Annotated in this window: 17 protein-coding genes; 6 read left to right on the top strand and 11 right to left on the bottom strand. The window is 49.1% G+C overall.

What is annotated here, in order from left to right:
* The 5 genes from OSH01_RS13145 to OSH01_RS13125 all read left to right on the top strand — a co-directional run.
* The coding region (locus OSH01_RS13145) for a THUMP domain-containing class I SAM-dependent RNA methyltransferase (RefSeq protein WP_266124571.1) at positions 1-1,530 on the top strand (1,530 nt) is incomplete at its 5' end.
* A gap of 112 nt (positions 1,531-1,642) precedes the next feature.
* Entirely contained in the window at positions 1,643-1,789 is a 147-nt protein-coding gene (locus tag OSH01_RS13140) for a hypothetical protein (RefSeq protein WP_266124570.1), read from the top strand.
* Positions 1,790-2,235: 446 nt separating this feature from the next.
* Positions 2,236-2,751: an RDD family protein gene (locus OSH01_RS13135; RefSeq protein ID WP_266124569.1), complete on the top strand. Its 516-nt coding sequence runs from the start codon at positions 2,236-2,238 to the stop codon at positions 2,749-2,751.
* A gap of 30 nt (positions 2,752-2,781) precedes the next feature.
* Positions 2,782-3,693 (top strand): Hsp33 family molecular chaperone HslO, encoded by a 912-nt coding sequence (gene hslO, locus OSH01_RS13130; protein ID WP_266124568.1) that lies wholly within the window; start codon positions 2,782-2,784, stop codon positions 3,691-3,693.
* 61 nt (positions 3,694-3,754) lie between these two features.
* Positions 3,755-4,564, top strand: coding sequence for a hypothetical protein (locus OSH01_RS13125; RefSeq protein ID WP_266124567.1), 810 nt, complete (start codon positions 3,755-3,757; stop codon positions 4,562-4,564).
* A gap of 8 nt (positions 4,565-4,572) precedes the next feature.
* Here the strand turns inward: OSH01_RS13125 and ftsB are convergent, their stop codons facing one another.
* The 11 genes from ftsB to OSH01_RS13070 form a co-directional block, all read right to left on the bottom strand.
* Positions 4,573-4,848 (bottom strand): cell division protein FtsB, encoded by a 276-nt coding sequence (gene ftsB, locus OSH01_RS13120; protein WP_266124566.1) that lies wholly within the window; start codon positions 4,846-4,848, stop codon positions 4,573-4,575.
* A gap of 41 nt (positions 4,849-4,889) precedes the next feature.
* A complete protein-coding gene (gene eno / locus OSH01_RS13115; protein ID WP_266124565.1) occupies positions 4,890-6,176 on the bottom strand; it encodes a phosphopyruvate hydratase in 1,287 nt (428 codons plus the stop codon).
* 255 nt (positions 6,177-6,431) lie between these two features.
* Positions 6,432-6,860, bottom strand: a complete 429-nt coding sequence (locus OSH01_RS13110) for a MarR family winged helix-turn-helix transcriptional regulator (protein ID WP_266124564.1) — start codon at positions 6,858-6,860, stop codon at positions 6,432-6,434.
* Positions 6,861-6,869: 9 nt separating this feature from the next.
* Positions 6,870-8,438: an MFS transporter gene (locus OSH01_RS13105; protein ID WP_266124563.1), complete on the bottom strand. Its 1,569-nt coding sequence runs from the start codon at positions 8,436-8,438 to the stop codon at positions 6,870-6,872.
* Positions 8,439-8,517: 79 nt separating this feature from the next.
* Positions 8,518-9,069, bottom strand: coding sequence for a DUF924 family protein (locus tag OSH01_RS13100; protein WP_266124562.1), 552 nt, complete (start codon positions 9,067-9,069; stop codon positions 8,518-8,520).
* A gap of 100 nt (positions 9,070-9,169) precedes the next feature.
* On the bottom strand, positions 9,170-10,024 hold the full coding sequence (gene kdsA / locus OSH01_RS13095) for a 3-deoxy-8-phosphooctulonate synthase (RefSeq protein ID WP_376918108.1): 855 nt from the start codon (positions 10,022-10,024) through the stop codon (positions 9,170-9,172).
* A 118-nt stretch (positions 10,025-10,142) separates the two neighbouring features.
* Positions 10,143-11,789 carry a CTP synthase gene (locus tag OSH01_RS13090; protein ID WP_266124560.1) on the bottom strand — a complete coding sequence of 549 codons (1,647 nt, stop codon included), beginning with the start codon at positions 11,787-11,789 and terminating at the stop codon, positions 10,143-10,145.
* 135 nt (positions 11,790-11,924) lie between these two features.
* Positions 11,925-13,712, bottom strand: a complete 1,788-nt coding sequence (locus OSH01_RS13085; protein WP_266124559.1) for an aminopeptidase P family protein — start codon at positions 13,710-13,712, stop codon at positions 11,925-11,927.
* Between the two features lie 85 nt (positions 13,713-13,797).
* Entirely contained in the window at positions 13,798-14,451 is a 654-nt protein-coding gene (locus OSH01_RS13080; protein WP_266124558.1) for a 3-oxoacid CoA-transferase subunit B, read from the bottom strand.
* 13 nt (positions 14,452-14,464) lie between these two features.
* Positions 14,465-15,163 carry a CoA transferase subunit A gene (locus OSH01_RS13075; protein ID WP_266124557.1) on the bottom strand — a complete coding sequence of 233 codons (699 nt, stop codon included), beginning with the start codon at positions 15,161-15,163 and terminating at the stop codon, positions 14,465-14,467.
* Between the two features lie 126 nt (positions 15,164-15,289).
* Positions 15,290-15,718 (bottom strand): acyl-CoA thioesterase, encoded by a 429-nt coding sequence (locus OSH01_RS13070; protein ID WP_266124556.1) that lies wholly within the window; start codon positions 15,716-15,718, stop codon positions 15,290-15,292.
* A gap of 191 nt (positions 15,719-15,909) precedes the next feature.
* Here OSH01_RS13070 and OSH01_RS13065 point away from each other — a divergent pair, with 191 nt between their 5' ends.
* Entirely contained in the window at positions 15,910-17,556 is a 1,647-nt protein-coding gene (locus OSH01_RS13065; protein WP_266124555.1) for an electron transfer flavoprotein-ubiquinone oxidoreductase, read from the top strand.
* Positions 17,557-17,620 lie beyond the last annotated feature (64 nt).

Genomic DNA, 17,620 nt, shown 5'->3' with positions numbered 1-17,620 from the left:
GATCGTAGCCAACGGCCTAGCAATGACAGACCTCGATTCGAACGACGTGATGGCCAAGCGCCACGACGCGACGTCCAAGACCGTGGTGACAAACCACGCTTTGAAAAACGCGAAGGCGGCTATGACCGTAGCCAACGGCCTAGCAATGACAGACCTCGATTCGAACGACGTGATGGCCAAGCGCCACGACGCGACGTCCAAGACCGTGGTGACAACACAAAAGCTGCACCTTCGGGGATTTTTAAGTCCGCCCCCCAAACCGACGAGTTTCCAGTGACTCCGTCCCATATAACTCATGTGGACAGCCCTCAAGCACCACGAGCCGGTCAACGCTTACCTAATACGTCGATACAGGAAACCGAGCGCGTCTCGGTGCGTGCCACTCAGGCAGAGCAATATCAAATTTTTGCGCCCTGCCCACAAGGCCTAGAAGAAGCCTTAGCCACCGAGTTACGAGCCTTAGGCTACGAACAAGTTCAACAATCTAGAGCTGGGTGTCACTTTGTAAGCGACTGGATTGGTGTGATGCGGGCCAATCTATACTCCAGATTGGCGACGCGTATTTTGGTGCAGTTATCCCAAGCTAAAGTCTTTAACGAAGATGATATTTTGACGCTGGCACGCCTCACCCCGTGGGAGCGCTGGTTCGGTCCGGAAGATAGTCTGCGTGTCGACACATCAGCAGTACGTAGTCCTATGCAAAGCTTACAGTACTGTAATCTACGTGCCAAAGATGGTATTTGCGATCGTCTGCGCGAAAAAGAAGGAGCGCGCCCCTCTATTGATACGGTGCGTCCAGATGCTCGTGTGCATCTGTTTCTGAATGAAGACTCGGCAACTCTATACTTGGATACCAGTGGCGAGTCGCTGTTTAAACGTGGTTGGCGCCATAATAAAGGCGAGGCCCCCCTACGTGAAAATCTCGCTGCCGGCATGTTGATGCTTTCCGACTGGGATCCTAACTCCACCTTACTTGATCCCTTTTGTGGCAGTGGTACCTTATTAATTGAGGCCGCTTGGATCGCTTTAGGTGCGCCTCCCGGTATCTGGCGTCCATTTCACTTTGAGCGCCTACGCGTGCACGATGCCAGACTGTGGCGTGACATAAAAGCTCAAGCGCGTGCCGCCATTGCCCCACGCTTAGACACTCCACTTATTGGCTATGACCTCAACCCCGAGGTACTAGAGGCTGCTCGGGCCAACTTAGAGCGCGCTCACCTTACCGCTGACACCATACGCTTTGAAGTGGGCGATGCCTTAACCATTAAGGCACCTGCCGAGCAAGGCTGGATCGTTACCAACCCGCCTTATGGTGAGCGCATGGAGTTAAATAACGATAACTTCTGGCGCGACTGGTCGGCCAACTTAAAGCAAAACTTCAGCGGCTGGAACGTGAATGTAATATCTAGCGACCTAGACTTACCCAGCCAAATGCGTCTAAAAGCCAAGCGTCGCTACCCTTTATACAACGGTGCACTAGACTGCCGCCTATTCAACTTTGAAATGGTCGCAGCGGAATACCGCAGCTAGTAGGGTAAAGACGACAATCTAGTCTCTTCCTTTACTGTACTCTTGAACGAAATAAGGGTATACCCTATAATTCGGGTATACCCTTAAATAACGTGCTCCACAAGAGGACAACATGAAATTCCACAACGATTTAAGTCTAACCGACGACCTCGAGCGTAAACTACTACAACAAGCACTGCTAGAGCAAAATCAATTGCGTCCGTTTTTGGCACTCAAAAATCTGTTCTTGCGTTTGTTTGGGAAAACCAACAAAGCCTGAGTTTGCCTTTACCTCACAAAAAGCTCCTACACAATGTGCGGCGAATAAACACCCCCTTATTTCAAGGGGGTTTGTTATTCAAACATAGACAAAATAGCAGCACACATTAACTGCCACTTACTTCACCCCGTCTACCGGCTCTATCTATCCTAGATCTTGCCATTGTTCGCGCTTATCATCTTTCTCCGCGCCACAGGGCCTTTGATGTCCTACTTCATACAAAGCCCCCCTCATCTGTTTGATACAAACAATCGCCAATTCCGCTGTCCTACCGATCAATTGAGTGTTTTGACGGATGGCCATCACTCTCAACTTAAACAACGCATTGACTTTACGCCACCGAGCACTTACTAAGGTGGGATAAAGATCAGCACACACCAAGGGGAAACACACCCTTAGCGCAAATATGCGAGATAATACTGTTTGTATTGAAATTGTCTTTTGTTATGACCCCCACCCCTATTACGCCCAGCCGCTGGCGACGCTTTGCCTGCATGATGTATGAATCCATACTGCTATTCGGCATTATTTTCATCGCTAGCTATCTCTTTGATACGCTCACGCAAAGCCGCAGCGGCATCATATTGCGCCATAGCCGCCAACTGGTTCTTTTCCTCGCTTTAGGTTTATATTTTTTACTGTGCTGGTCACGTAAAGGACAGACCTTAGCCATGAAAACCTGGCATATACGCTTAGTCGATGCCAGCGGTAACAAACCAAGCATTGCCTTAGCTGCATTCCGTTTTTTATTAATTTGGCCCATACCGTTACTAGGCCTGTTAGCCGTCTATTATTTGTCTAGCTACACAGGCTACGCCTCTACGGACTTACTGGGCATTTTTGCCCCGTGCTTAATTTTTGTTTGGTCTTGGTTCGATAAGGATCAGCAGTTCTTGCACGATCGCCTACTAGGAACACGCCTAATCAGTGTTTCCCCAGCAAAAAATATAGCAGCGCGCTAACTAACTAATTTTGTATTCATTATTACTATCATGTCAGATCAACTGAACAAATATCTCTTCGCCGATCAAAGCACACGAGTACAACACGTGAAGCTGGACCAAACGTGGCAAGCAGGTTTACAACACCAAGCCTACCCGGAATGTATACAAAACCTGCTCGGGGAGCTATTAGCGGCAGCAACCTTACTGGCTGGTAATCTAAAGTTTGATGGCTCTTTTATTTTACAGATACAAGGAGACGGACCCATCGCTTTGTTGGTGGTTGAATGCAATAGTGAGATGCAAGTACGTGCCACAATTTCCTTGCGCGAAGGGCAAGAGATCCCCGCTGATGGAAACCTGCAAAGTTTGCTTAATGCCAGTGGAAACGGGCGTTGTGTCGTAATACTGATGCCTGACCAGAAGAATGGCGACTTTGCTCCTTATCAAGGCATTGTTCCACTTGAGGGTGATACCGTAGCCGAAATACTTGAGGCCTATATGCGTAACTCTGAGCAACTAGACACTCGTCTATGGCTCAGCGCAGACGCCAATCGATGTGCTGGCCTGCTATTACAACGCCTACCGGGGCAAGGCGGTAATCAACAATTAAGCGATACACTGGAAACATGGGAGCGCGGTCTTAGTTTAGCTTCTACTATCACTCATGATGAACTACTAGAATTAGAAGCAGAACAACTCATACATAGGCTTTTTTGGCAAGAAAATCTTACCAGCTATGAGCCTCAAGAAGTCAATTGGCATTGCCCCTGCAGCCGTGAGCGTGTGGCTGACATGTTAAAGATGTTAGGCTCAGCCGAAATCGAAGATATCTTAACAACGCAAGATTTGGTTCATGTGGCCTGTAATTTTTGCGGTAAGCCTTACGAGTTTGATGCTATAGACTGCGCAGCCCTATTTATCGAGCCAGAGCACCTTCCCTCCTCAAACACTTTGCACTAAGCTATTACGCCAGTAATGCCCACAATAGGCATGCTGACACAGACAGTACATACTGCGTGGCATGCCTACAAAAATCTTATCTGCTCAACAAGGCCAAGCAGCGCTTGAGTTTGCCATTGCTGCTCCTGCCCTGATCGCGTTAGCCGCTTTGGGGCTTGAGGGCGTATATCTGCATAATTTTCAGCATCGACTTCATGCAGCACTGCTACAAGCAGGCCGTGCAGGAATAGTGCACCACAATTCCCCCTTAGCCATTAAGCAACATTTTGAGCGGGCTTTATCCCGCACCCAAATACAGCAAGCGGCGTGGCAAATTCGTATACTTTCCCCCCGTCCTTCTGATTTTGCCTTGTTGTCTAGTAGTACACTTGCTTTGTCCAACGGCGCACTGGCCGTTATTGACAACGACTATCAGTTTCTTGAGACTGAACAAGCACCCGCCCGTAGAGCGGCCAACATACTAGAGCTGGAGTTGTATTACGCCTATCGCCCGTGGCACCCGTTGTTACGCCTAGCTGAAACACTACTTCCACCAAGCTCAGGTCATCCGGCCCACCTCAACAGCCGTTTTGTACTGCGTAGCGAGATGCGCTTGCCTATGCAATCACACCCTATGCTATGGAAAAACTTAACCGACCAAACAGTGATCTTTTACGATACCGTCAGAACCGTTAAGCAGGTCATCCACACCCGCGACAGCGACAGTACTCCACCGATAGAGTCTAGCTTACCCAAACCGTCCAGTGGCGCACCACCCGCCACATCACCGCAGCAGCCTCCTGTCGACAAAAATGTCATCACCCCGTGGCAACCCGTCAACCCGAACCCTCAGCACGATCAAACAAGTGCAGGCGATGCCCTGTGTGAATAACCAAATGATTACTTAGGGGGGGCTATCTGAATAAAAATCTCAGCGTCTCGTAATAAGCCAAGCTCACTGCGAGCACGCTCCTCAACAGCATCTATCCCCAAGCGCAAATCTTGGACTTCTGCATTTAAAGCATTGTTGCGTGCGATCAGTGCTTCATTATTTTCTTGTTCTGTTTCAAGCACTGCCTGCTGTTCACGCAAATTCAACCAACCACCCTTACCCCACCAAAGGGCGTATTGAGTAGCAAGAATGAGAGCAAATAAAAAAAGAGCTAATAAGCGCATAGACGTAAGGCCGTGACTAGCACGGCCCCTATTAAAGCTGATTAGCGCAGATTATAAAACGCTTCACGTCCAGGATAAGAAGCCACATCGGCTAACTCTTCCTCGATGCGCAGTAGCTGATTGTATTTCGCAGTGCGATCAGAACGGGACAAGGAGCCTGTTTTGATTTGCATGGCGTTAGTTGCTACCGCGATATCAGCGATGGTGGAGTCTTCGGTTTCACCAGAGCGATGAGAAATCACTGCGGTATATCCAGCACGTTTTGCCATTTCGATCGCGGCAAATGTTTCAGTCAAGGTACCAATTTGATTAATCTTGATCAAGATCGAGTTAGCGATTCCTAAGTCAATGCCCTTTTTCAAGATTTTTGTATTGGTCACGAATAAATCATCACCGACTAATTGAATTTTGTCACCTAATAGCTGACTTAACACCGCCCAGCCTTCCCAATCATCTTCAGCCATACCATCTTCGATGGAGATAATCGGGTATTTATCGCACCAATTGGCCAATAAATTAGCAAAATCGTGCGAGCTCAAGGAAACGCCCCCCTCGCCAGCTAGGTGATATTTGCCATCACGATAAAACTCCGAAGCAGCGCAATCCAGGCCCAAGGCAATTTGAGTGCCCGCTTCGTAACCAGCGTCGCTAATCGCCTGCAGGATGAGCTCAATGGCTGCCTCGTGGTTGGCAACGTTAGGAGCAAAACCACCCTCATCGCCTACGGCCGTCGACATACCTTGATTATGAATAATAGTACGCAAGGCATGGAACACCTCCGCACCCATTCGCAAAGCCTCACGAAAGCTCGTGGCTCCGATAGGCAGAATCATGAACTCTTGCAGATCTAGCGTGTTATTGGCGTGTGCACCACCATTGATGACGTTCATCATAGGAACAGGCATCTGCAAAGGACCACTACCACCAAAATAGCGATACAAAGACAAGCCGGAATCATCAGCAGCAGCACGAGCCACCGCCATACTTACCGCCAACATAGCATTAGCGCCCAAACGGCTTTTGTCTTCCGTACCATCCAAGTCGATTAAAGTGCGGTCGATAAACGTTTGCTCTTGAGCATCTAAACCTATTAGCGCTTCGGAGATCTCCGTGTTCACATGCTCAACCGCACGTAAAACGCCTTTACCTAAATAACGGGCTTTGTCGCCATCACGTAACTCCAGTGCTTCGCGCGCTCCTGTGGAGGCGCCAGACGGAACGGAAGCTCGGCCCATAGCTCCGGATTCAAGCAATACATCGCACTCTACGGTCGGATTACCGCGGGAGTCCAGTATCTCGCGGCCAATAATATCTACGATTGCACTCATGATGTTGACAGTCCTGCTGAAATAGCGAATGGCTATGAATAGTAAAAATCCAGTGATCTGGCCGTGCATCCACGGCTACACTCAGACCCAAGACACGATTGTACCTGTGCTAAGCACTGTGCGCCTATGGCTAAGCACAAAACACTCTGCTTTTAGCACGACTCAAACCTTCGATCGCGCTATCTGCGGTTTTATTATCAATCTAAACTATAAACTCAACGAGTTTAATCAGTCGATATATAAAGTATCTGCCTACTAAAACTCGTGTCGTTGGATGCATTCGTTCCAGCTGTTTAACAATCGACTTAACTGCAGCATGTCTGCGTGCGACAAATCGGCCAGCATTTGCTCCATAAATAGTCGTCTACGCGGCAGTATCTCTACCACTGCCGCGTGCCCGGCTTCCGTTAGGGTGACATTCATCACTCGATTATCCGACTCATCGGCAGCCCGGCGCACCAAGCCAAGCGCTTCAATTTGCTTCAATTGGCGAGTGAGCGCCGCCGGATCCATGCGTAAGGTCTGAACCAATTGTTTTTGAGACAAACTACCTTGCTGATAAAGACTGTATAAAATCCGCCAGCGCGGTAAAGGAATACCTAAACCCTGGTCAAAGGCGGACATCATATTCCGGTAAGTCTGACCCAACTGCTGCACTATCTGTAATTGCGGAAACTCATCCATATAGCTTAACTACCGCCTTTTCAAAAACTGTATCGTAGCGACTTTTCGCAACATAAAGAAACCACATAAGATCACTAGCAATACTAAGCCCATGCCGAAATTGACAGCTTGCAATAGTGCTTCCCTAGCACTGCTTAATACGGTCTGGCCTATCGTTGGAACATGCTCTAAAAATAGCGCTTGGCGCTCGGGGCTCATCAGCAACTGGGGATCTGTCAACATTGTACTGGCAGAGGCATCAACCGATGTGTGCAAAGCTACTACCAAATTTCCATAATGATAGGTAATTAACGTGCCTACGATCGTTGCTCCTAACATCCCTCCCACCATACGAGCTGACTGTAAGGTCGCCGTCGCAATACCCACCATGGAGCGCTGAGCAATTTCCTGTGAAAATATCGTGAGGTTAGGCATGATGAAACCTATCCCTACCCCTCCGACGGCCGTGTAACATACAAACAGCCAAGTAGGAGTATGGCTGTCTAAAAGTACCAAACCAGCACAGGTCAGTAACAACAGCAGCAAACCTACCATTAACATGCGGCTTGGGCGAGATAAGCGAGTCACGATACGGCTGTTCAAAATACTACCTACAGTAATGGAAACCACCATAGGTGTCACAAGTAGACCGGCCTCTTGAGGACGCATTTGCAACCCTCCTTGAAGCGCTAACGGGGCATAAAACAGTATAGAAAACATAACAAAGCCCAGCCCCGTCGCCATGATAAAAAGAGCCACCTGAGCTGGATTGCGAAACATAGCAGGAGGCAATAAAGGCTCCACACAGCGCTGCTCCCACCACATTAACAGTGCAAATGCTACCCCCCCTACTAACCCCAATAACAACATCCAAATATTCGCACCGTGAACTGGGACAAGCTCCACTAGCAACTGCACACAGGCTAGACCTAACACCAACAGTAACGCCCCCTGCCAATCAAGACGAATTCGCTCTGCTTGGTGATGACGTATCAAGGGTAAATATCGCCAGACAAAATACAAACTTAATAAACCTATCGGTACATTGACATAGAAAATTGAGCGCCACCCATATTGCTCAGTTAACACACCCCCCAGCGAAGGGCCAATCGCGTTCGCGATACCAAAGGCCGAACTCAACATCACCTGCCAACGCAAACGCACTTGCGTGCTGGGGAATAAGTCAGGTATGCATGCAAAGGCCGTCCCCACCAGCATACCTCCTGCCACACCCTGCAAAGCCCGTGCAAACACTAGCTGCAACATACTTTGCGCCAGTCCGCAGGCAACCGAGGATACGGTAAATAGGACAATGGAAATGATAACGAAATACCGACGCCCATAAAAATCACCCAGACGGCCAAATATGGGAACGGTGATAATAGAGGTCAGAAAATAGGCTGAAGCCACCCATGCGTAGAGCTCAAACCCATTTAACTCAGCGACGATGGTGGGCATGGCGGTTCCAACCACTGTCTGATCAATCGCCACTAACATCACCACAAAGCATAGGCCTAGCATGGCGAGAATAGAATGACTTACGGACAGCACTCGCCCGTGATGGATATGTGAATCGTCTGGATTGCTGGGTGCATTCATTTAGTTGATAAAACAATAATTGTCTTATCAACGATTCTACCGAAAGCACTTTTTTTTGACAAGAACAGCAGAAAAATACTTAACCTGTAAAACCACCTGCTGCCAAAAACTGCTTCTCAGGCTCGGTAGAAACTCGTCCTAACAGATGATTACGATGTGGAAAGCGACCGTATTGCTGCACTATATCTCGATGATGGAGAGCAAATTTCAACCCCTCACCGGTTTGACCACGCTCGTTTAACGCCACGGCCTTATGTTGATCCTCGATATCTTCACTGTGGGTAAAAGGCAAATAACAAAACACCCGTAACTCTGGGGGTAACTGCATATCACCCAAGCGATCAGTCAGTACAGCAGCATAGTGGCGCGCCAAGCTATCCGTAGCATACATATGGCCCGTGTGACGAAAGCAATTACGCGGATACTGATCGAGTAGCAACAATAAAGCTAAGGCGCCCTGATCTGAATCGAGCCAATGCTCGAGTTCGCGTCGTGCTGCCATCCAATGTTGGTCGACAAACTGCTCAGCGAACTGCTGATCAAAGCTAGCACTTTTTACAAACCAATAACCGCTATTCTCACGCCAGAACGACAATAAGGTTTCTATCTGCTGGGTATCTACTGGGTGCATGTCGAGCTCCTGAATAAGCCGTGGCAAATGTCATTAGCTGTTATACCAGATAGAACAAGCAGCTAGGCAGTGTAGCAGGCAGTATTTATCTGCCCCACCATTAAAAGCCTAGTGCAAAAGCACCGCTTTGTTTTACGCACTGATCAATTTGTTGCAAAGTGGCTAACAACTGGGGCATGTGTGCCAAGGGAACTGCGTTAGGTCCATCGGATAGAGCTTTAGCCGGATCGGGGTGAGTTTCCATAAATATCCCTGCTACACCAGCCGCCACAGCGGCACGAGCCAAGACAGGAACGAACTCACTTTGACCACCAGAAGAACTACCCTGCCCGCCCGGCAACTGTACTGAATGCGTAGCGTCAAACACGACCGGACATTCCGTAGCACGCATAATGGCTAAGGAGCGCATATCTGAAACTAAGTTGTTATAGCCAAACGAAGCCCCCCGCTCGCACACCATGATAGTTGACCCATCACCTCCTGCATCAAGTGCTGCTGCACGTGCTTTGGCAACGACTTGAAGCATATCGTGGGGGGCCAAGAACTGCCCTTTTTTGATATTCACGGGTTTGAGCGTAGCAGCACAGGCTTGGATAAAATCTGTTTGCCGGCACAGAAAAGCGGGTGTCTGAAGCACATCGACAATCGCCGCAACATCATCTACCTGATCCTTGTCATGCACATCTGTCAACACAGGCACCTTGAAATGTGCTCGCACATCGGCCAAGATTTGTAAGCCCTCGTAAACACCCGGGCCACGATAAGACTGCCCCGAACTGCGATTGGCCTTATCGAAGGAGCTTTTATATATAAAAGGGATACCTAATGCATCGGTGATTTCTTTTAAGCGGCCTGCGGTCTCAAACGCCATTTGCCGTGACTCAATCACACACGGACCAGCAATTAGAAAAAATGGCTTGTCCAAGCCTACTTCATAGCCACACAAATCCATTATTGCACCTCAAGAAGAACAGGGTCACTAGCAAAGGAGTACAAACAGCAGTACTGATGTGACCCTTATACTGCCAAATCTAGCAGACTCTTAGCCACGACAGCAGCTAAGAGCCATCCTATCAGGCTTTGCGCTTTTGTTGCTCTAAAGCGGCTTTCACATAACTGATGAACAAAGGATGCCCATCACGCGGAGTCGACGTAAACTCAGGATGAAACTGGACCCCAATAAACCATGGGTGCCCAGGAAGCTCCATCATTTCTGGTAAATTTTCAGTCGGCGTCCGTGCACTAATGACCAAGCCCACTTCTTCTAGACGAGGCACATACAAATTGTTCACCTCGAAACGGTGACGATGACGTTCGTTAACCTCGGGGCCATATATTTCAGCTGCGCGGGTACCTGGTTTCACGGGGCAACGCTGCGCCCCTTTACGCATCGTGCCACCTAAGTCGGACTCATTATCTCGATGCTCTATTTTGCCTTCGCGATCAGCCCACTCAGTAATCAAGGCCACAACAGGATGAACGGCAGAAGGATCAAACTCTGTACTATTGGCACCCACTAAACGTGCCACATTACGGGCAAACTCCACCACCGCCAACTGCATACCTAGGCAAATGCCCAAGTAAGGAATACCGTTCTCGCGCGCATACTGGATAGCACGTATTTTCCCTTCCGTACCTCGCTTACCAAAGCCGCCTGGAACCAAAATAGCATCCAAACCTTCCAAGCAAGCGACGCCCTCTTTCTCAATCACTTCCGAATCCAAATACTCAATGTGAATACGGGTTTCGGTGTGCATGCCTGCATGTACTAACGCTTCGCTGAGCGACTTATAAGACTCAGTTAAATCAACATACTTGCCGACCATACCAATACGCACTTCATGACGTGGATTTTCTTGCGCTTTAACCAAACGCTCCCACATGCTGAGGTCAGCGGGTGGTGGCGACAATGCCAAAGCGTCACAGACAAGATTATCCAGGCCTTGTTGATGCAACATGGCAGGAATTTTATAAATGGAATCCGCATCCCACACAGAAATTACGGCATCCAAAGGAACGTTCGAGAACAAGGATATTTTCGAACGTTCGTCGTCTGGGATTTCTCGATCAGCACGACACAGTAAAGCATTGGGATGAATACCGATTTCACGCAGTTTCTGCACCGAGTGCTGCGTAGGTTTAGTTTTTAACTCACCAGCCGAAGCAATAAACGGCACTAATGTTAGATGTACAAAGGCAGTATTGTTACGCCCTAAGCGCAAGCTCATTTGGCGCACCGCTTCTAAGAACGGCAAAGACTCAATATCGCCCACCGTACCACCGATTTCGACAATGGCGACATCCGCGGCACCGTCGTAAGCAGCCTTCGCACCACGCATGATGAAATCTTGAATTTCATTCGTGATGTGGGGAATAACCTGTACGGTCTTACCCAAGTAGTCTCCACGACGCTCTTTACGAAGCACGGACTCGTAAATTTGGCCTGTCGTGAAATTATTTACTTTGCGCATACGCGCAGAGATAAATCGCTCGTAGTGACCTAAGTCCAAATCCGTTTCGGCACCGTCTTCGGTGACGAACACCTCTCCATGCTGGAAGGGACTCATGGTACCTGGATCAACGTTAATATACGGGTCCAGTTTAAGCATGGTAACGCGCAATCCGCGCGACTCAAGGATAGCAGCCAACGAAGCAGCAGCAATACCCTTACCCAGAGAGGAGACCACTCCTCCCGTGACAAATACATATTTGGTGGTCATTATTTCAATCGCGCCTGACGGTTAGCCAAGCTATAGCAGGAAACTTGGATTATAGCGGGAAGCACTCCCCAAGTGGGGGCCTCCCGCCCAGAAAATACGAATAAAAACTGAGCTAGCTGCATCCAACAGTACTACTTAAATCGGTGCAGTGCGCTCTATCAGCCAATCTAGCGCCTTACCGTCCAGCAAAGGCTGCAAGCGCTGTCGTACCTGTGCATGATACTGATTTAACCACTCACGCTCGTGCAGCGCTAATAATGATGCATCAATACAACGCGTGTCGATCGGACACAATGTGAGCGTTTCGAATTGCAAAAACTCTCCAAACTCGGTTTGCGGACCCGGTACGCAGGCCAAGAGATTCTCAATACGAATTCCCCACTTACCTGGCCGATACAAACCCGGCTCGTTAGAGGTGATCATGCCGACTCTCAAAACGGCATTAGGGGTAACACGCGCGCGCCACGACAAAGACTGCGGCCCCTCGTGCACATTCATAAAATAACCTACACCGTGGCCTGTGCCATGACCATAATCCAAGCCTAGACGCCATAACGGCTGGCGTGCCAACACATCTAGGTGGGCGCCCGAGACTCCACTAGGAAAGGTCGCTAATGACATGGCAATCATCCCCTGCAACACCACGGTACAATCGCTTTTCTCCTGCTCAGACAAGTGCCCGACGGCAATCATACGGGTGATGTCTGTCGTACCGCCTAAGTACTGCCCCCCAGAATCAATCAGCAATAAACCATTGCCTTCCAGCCTTGAGTGAGCGTCTACGGTGGCTTGGTAATGAGGCATAGCCCCATTCGCTTGGTAAGCGGCAATGGTTCCGAAACTAGGTGAAACAAAACCAGGCCTACGAGCGCGAGCTGCGGTCAAATACTCATCCACGGTAAGCTCGCTTATCTCTCCCTGGCCCAAATGGTTGTCCAACCAAGCGAAAAACTCGCACAAAGCAGCCCCATCCTGCTCCATCACTGCCCGCACTTGCTGCAACTCGGCCGGTGTTTTACAAGCTTTCATCAATTGACTGGGGTTTAGTTGCTCGACCAATTTCAAATGCTGTAGTTGCCTAGCCACATGCACAGTAGTTCGCGCAGGATCTAGCAACATACTCAGCCCAGCAGGCAATGCCTGAAGGAAAGCGGAAAGATCCGTGTAAGCGTACAACTCTATACCATCAGCCAGTAAACGGGCTTTAATCTGCGACGACACCTTATCCAAATCAATAAACAAATAGGCGTGTTGCTGTGACACCAGTAAAAAAGATAAGAATACTGGGTTGTAGCTCACATCACTACCGCGCAAATTAAGCAAAAAAGCGATGTCATCCAAAGCGCTGACCAGATGCCAATCGGCCGTATGTCGCTGCATCTGCTCACGTAGGGACTGCAAATTTTCGGCACGTGTACGACAAGCATAAGGCGCCACGTGCTCATACACTGCTTGCTGGGGGTCTGCTGGCCGATCCGCCCATATAGGGCTAATCAAATCACTGTCTACTACCCACTCCAGTTCAGGCTCGCCCTCTTGCCACTGCTCCCAAGCTTGCATCGCCACCATACGACCATCCAATGCAACCCGGCCGCCTACAGGGAGTTGACGGCGCAGCCAATCCGCTGGCTCAGGCACCCCCTGTTTACCAGCACACATCAGGACAATACCCGTACCGCTCAACTGTGCTTGCGCCTGCTCCCAATACCGGCTATCCGTCCACACAGCTGCTGCGTCCAGCGTCACGATGAGGCTACCCGCTGAGCCTGTAAACCCGCTTAGCCAAGCTCGTAACTGCCAGCGCTCGGGTAAATATTCGGATAAATGAGGGTCAGCGCTTAACCAAACACTGGCAGCAATAGACTGAAACTGCATTTGCTCTCGCAAGGCGGCAATACGTCGTTCAATTAAAGTAGCACTCACTCCGAAGTCCTTATTAACATTCCAGCAAAAAACGAAAAAGCTTCAGCCTAGCTGAAGCTTTTTCTTACTCAAATCATGCCTGTAATTAAGCGACGGCACTCACATCTAATTTCGCTGCGGTTTTCGCTTGAATTTCTTCTACGGTTACATCTGGCGCAAGTTCAATCAACTTTAAACCTGATTCAGTCACTTCCATGACACCCAAATCAGTAATGATCAAATCCACCACATTAACACCCGTTAGCGGCAAAGTGCAGTCAGGCAGAATTTTCATATCTTCCGTACCATCTTTCTTGCGCGCCACATGATCCATAAGCACTACGACCCGGCCAACACCTGCCACCAGGTCCATCGCACCACCCATGCCTTTCACCATTTTACCGGGGATCATCCAATTCGCTAGATCACCTTTTTCAGACACCTGCATAGCGCCCAAGATGGCAAGGTTGATTTTGCCACCACGAATCATAGCGAACGAGTCTGCTGACGAAAAAAATGAAGAGCCAGGCAACGTCGTTACCGTTTGCTTACCCGCGTTAATCAGGTCAGGATCTACCTCTTCTTCGGTAGGGAAAGGACCAATACCTAACAAACCATTTTCTGACTGCAACCACACCTCAATACCAGCAGGAACGTGATTGGCCACCAGGGTAGGCATACCAATACCTAAGTTAACGTAAAAGCCATCTTGTAATTCTTTTGCAGCACGAGCTGCCATTTGATCTCTAGACCAAGCCATTGTTCTTTACTCCTCAGATACTACGTACAGTGCGCTGTTCGATACGCTTTTCAGGATTACTGTTCAGCACCAAGCGATGGACAAAAATTCCAGGCAAATGAATGTGATCGGGATCTAATTCGCCGGTTTCCACAATCTCCTCTACCTCGACAATGGTTAACTGCCCAGCCATAGCGACGTTAGGATTAAAGTTACGAGCTGTTTTATGGAACACCAAGTTGCCACTGCGATCTGCTTTGTAGGCTTTCACCAAGGAGACATCCGCCACCAAGGAGCGCTCAAGCACATACTTTTTACCATCGAATTCACGTATATCTTTACCATCGGCCACAATGGTACCCACACCGGTTGCCGTAAAGAAAGCGGGTATGCCGGCCCCACCAGCACGTAGTTTTTCAGCTAATGTGCCTTGCGGAGTAAACTCCAACTCGAGCTCACCAGCTAAATACTGACGCTCAAATTCTTTATTCTCGCCTACATAAGAAGCAATCATTTTCCGAATTTGGCGTGTTTCTAAAAGTTGACCCAAGCCAAAACCATCTACCCCAGCGTTATTGCTGATGCAAGTAAGATCTTTGACTCCACTGTCACGTAAAGCGGCAATTAATGCCTCGGGGATACCACACAAACCAAAACCGCCGACAGCAATGGTTTGCCCATCAGAGACGACGCCCGCCAGCGCCTCCGCTGCACTAGGATAGACCTTGTTCATTTGCTCTCCATAAATAATTTTCATCAAACAATATAGCTAACAAGGTAACCAAAACAGAAAGCATGTATGCCAATGGTTACCAGCCAATAGCCTCATTCTACGTGAAGTTTATGCTGCTTTGCACCACTATGTCAGCGTAGCTTGCAACGCTTCAATTTCACGGGACATCCAAGGGCGCGATACGCCATGCCGATCCGTCGCGACGAGAACATTTTTCCCGCGGGCATACACGATGGTTTCATCGGCTGCATCCTGCACATATACATTTAACTCTAGGCTACTGCGGCCTATACGCACCAATTCTATAATGACTCGTATGCTTGCTGGGTACAATAATGGACGTAAGAAGTCTAACGCTGTATGGGCCAAAACAGCACCATAATCAGAAGGTAGGGTAAGTCCCATATGCTGCATTAACTGCACTCGGGCTTCTTCAATGTACCGAAAATAAACACTATTATTAACATGATTTAGGGCGTCTAAGTCTCCCCAGCGCACCTCTTGTACATGCGCGAACCGTAGCCCCGGCTCATTTGCTTGTCCTATCTTGTCCATTACACCTCCTTTTATGCAGTCTTTACTTAAGTCTACCGCATACTAGAAGCAACAACCCATCTCTATGCGACATCAAGCACAGTACAAAACCCCACTTTTTTACGCGCTACACTACAATAATTGCCATTATGTGCAGTTGCACAACTAAAATAGAAGCAATCATTACTTCCTTAGAGGAGACTGGGTTTATTATGTCTGAGCACGAATCAATGGAATATGATGTCGTCATCGTTGGCGGCGGACCAGCAGGCTTAGCTACTGCTATACGGCTAAAACAGCTTGCCCAAGAACAGCAACAGGAACTTAGTGTTTGCGTCTTGGAGAAAGGCGCTGAGCTAGGCGCGCACATCCTATCCGGTGCAGTCATGGATCCCAGCGCTCTGAGCGAGCTCATTCCTGACTGGAAAGAAAAAGGGGCTCCACTTACCGTCGAGGTGTCTGAGGATAAATTCATGTTTCTCAGCGAAACATCAGCGCGCCTCACCCCCAACGCCCTTCTCCCTGCCTGCTTCAAGAACCATGGCAATTATATTGTGCGCCTCGGTGAGGTCGTACAATGGCTGGGCGAACAAGCTGAAGCACTAGAAGTCGATATATTCCCCGGCTTTGCCGCATCCCAGATACTCTATAACAACGAAGGGGCGGTAATCGGAATACAAACGGGGGACATGGGAGTAGCCCGCGATGGCAGCCATACCCCGCAGTATCAACCCGGAATGCAGCTATTGGCTCGTTATACCGTTTTTGCAGAAGGCTCGCGCGGCCATTTAGGCCGGCAGCTCATCGAGCGCTATAAGCTCGATGCCAATCGTAACGCGCAAAGTTATGGCATAGGCATCAAAGAAATGTGGGAGGTGGACCCCTCTCAGTCCCGCCCTGGACTGGTCGTACACACGGCTGGATGGCCACTAGACTCCGATACGTATGGTGGCTCTTTTCTTTACCACCTCGACAATAACATCGTAGCTATAGGCATGGTCGTCGGTTTAGATTACGCCAACCCTTGGCTATCCCCATTTGAAGAGTTTCAACGTTACAAAACACACCCTGCTATACGCCCTACTCTAGAAGGGGGTAAGCGCATTGCCTATGGAGCTAGATCCTTAACAGCGGGCGGGCTGATGGCACTGCCCAAGCTCAGCTTTCCGGGCGGCGTATTAGTTGGCTGTGAGGCCGGCTTTCTGAATGCAACCCGCATTAAAGGCAGCCATGCTGCGATTAAATCAGGCTCTTTAGCAGCCGATGCAATCTTTGCGGCCTTAAAGCAAGAACGCCAACATGATGAAATCATCAGCTACGAAAGTAGCTTTCATCAATCTTGGCTGCACGAGGAACTGAATAAAGCGCGTAATTTTAAGCAGTGGTTCAAAAAAGGACGCAGCATCGCTACGGTCATGACCTTTGTCGAACAAACCTTGTTATCAGGCAAAATGCCGTGGTCTTTACGTAACAATAAGCCCGATCACGCCTGTCTACAGCCCGCGGCTGAATGCGCCCGGATCGACTACCCGAAGCCTGATGGGAAAATCACTTTCGATCGCCTAAGCTCAGTGTTTATCTCAAACACCAATCATGAAGAAGATGAACCCATTCACCTAACTCTAAAAGACGCTTCGGTACCGGTGAAGGTGAATCTCGCCAAGTACGGAGGGCCGGAAAGCCGTTACTGTCCCGCTGGCGTGTATGAGTTTATAAAAACAGAAACCGGCGAAGACCAACTGCAAATTAACGCGCAAAACTGCGTGCACTGTAAAACCTGTGATATTAAAGACCCCACTCAAAATATCGTCTGGGTTCCCCCACAGGGCGGCGAAGGCCCTGTTTATAACGGCATGTAAGGCCTTAACCTTAAGCCACAGGCTAGGCAGCCCAATTGTTAACGTCTAAGTCAACAATTGGGCT

Source organism: Alcaligenes endophyticus (genome assembly GCF_026344035.1).
Lineage (GTDB): Bacteria > Pseudomonadota > Gammaproteobacteria > Burkholderiales > Burkholderiaceae_B > Alcaligenes > Alcaligenes endophyticus.
This window is presented reverse-complemented; position numbering and strand designations above follow the sequence as displayed.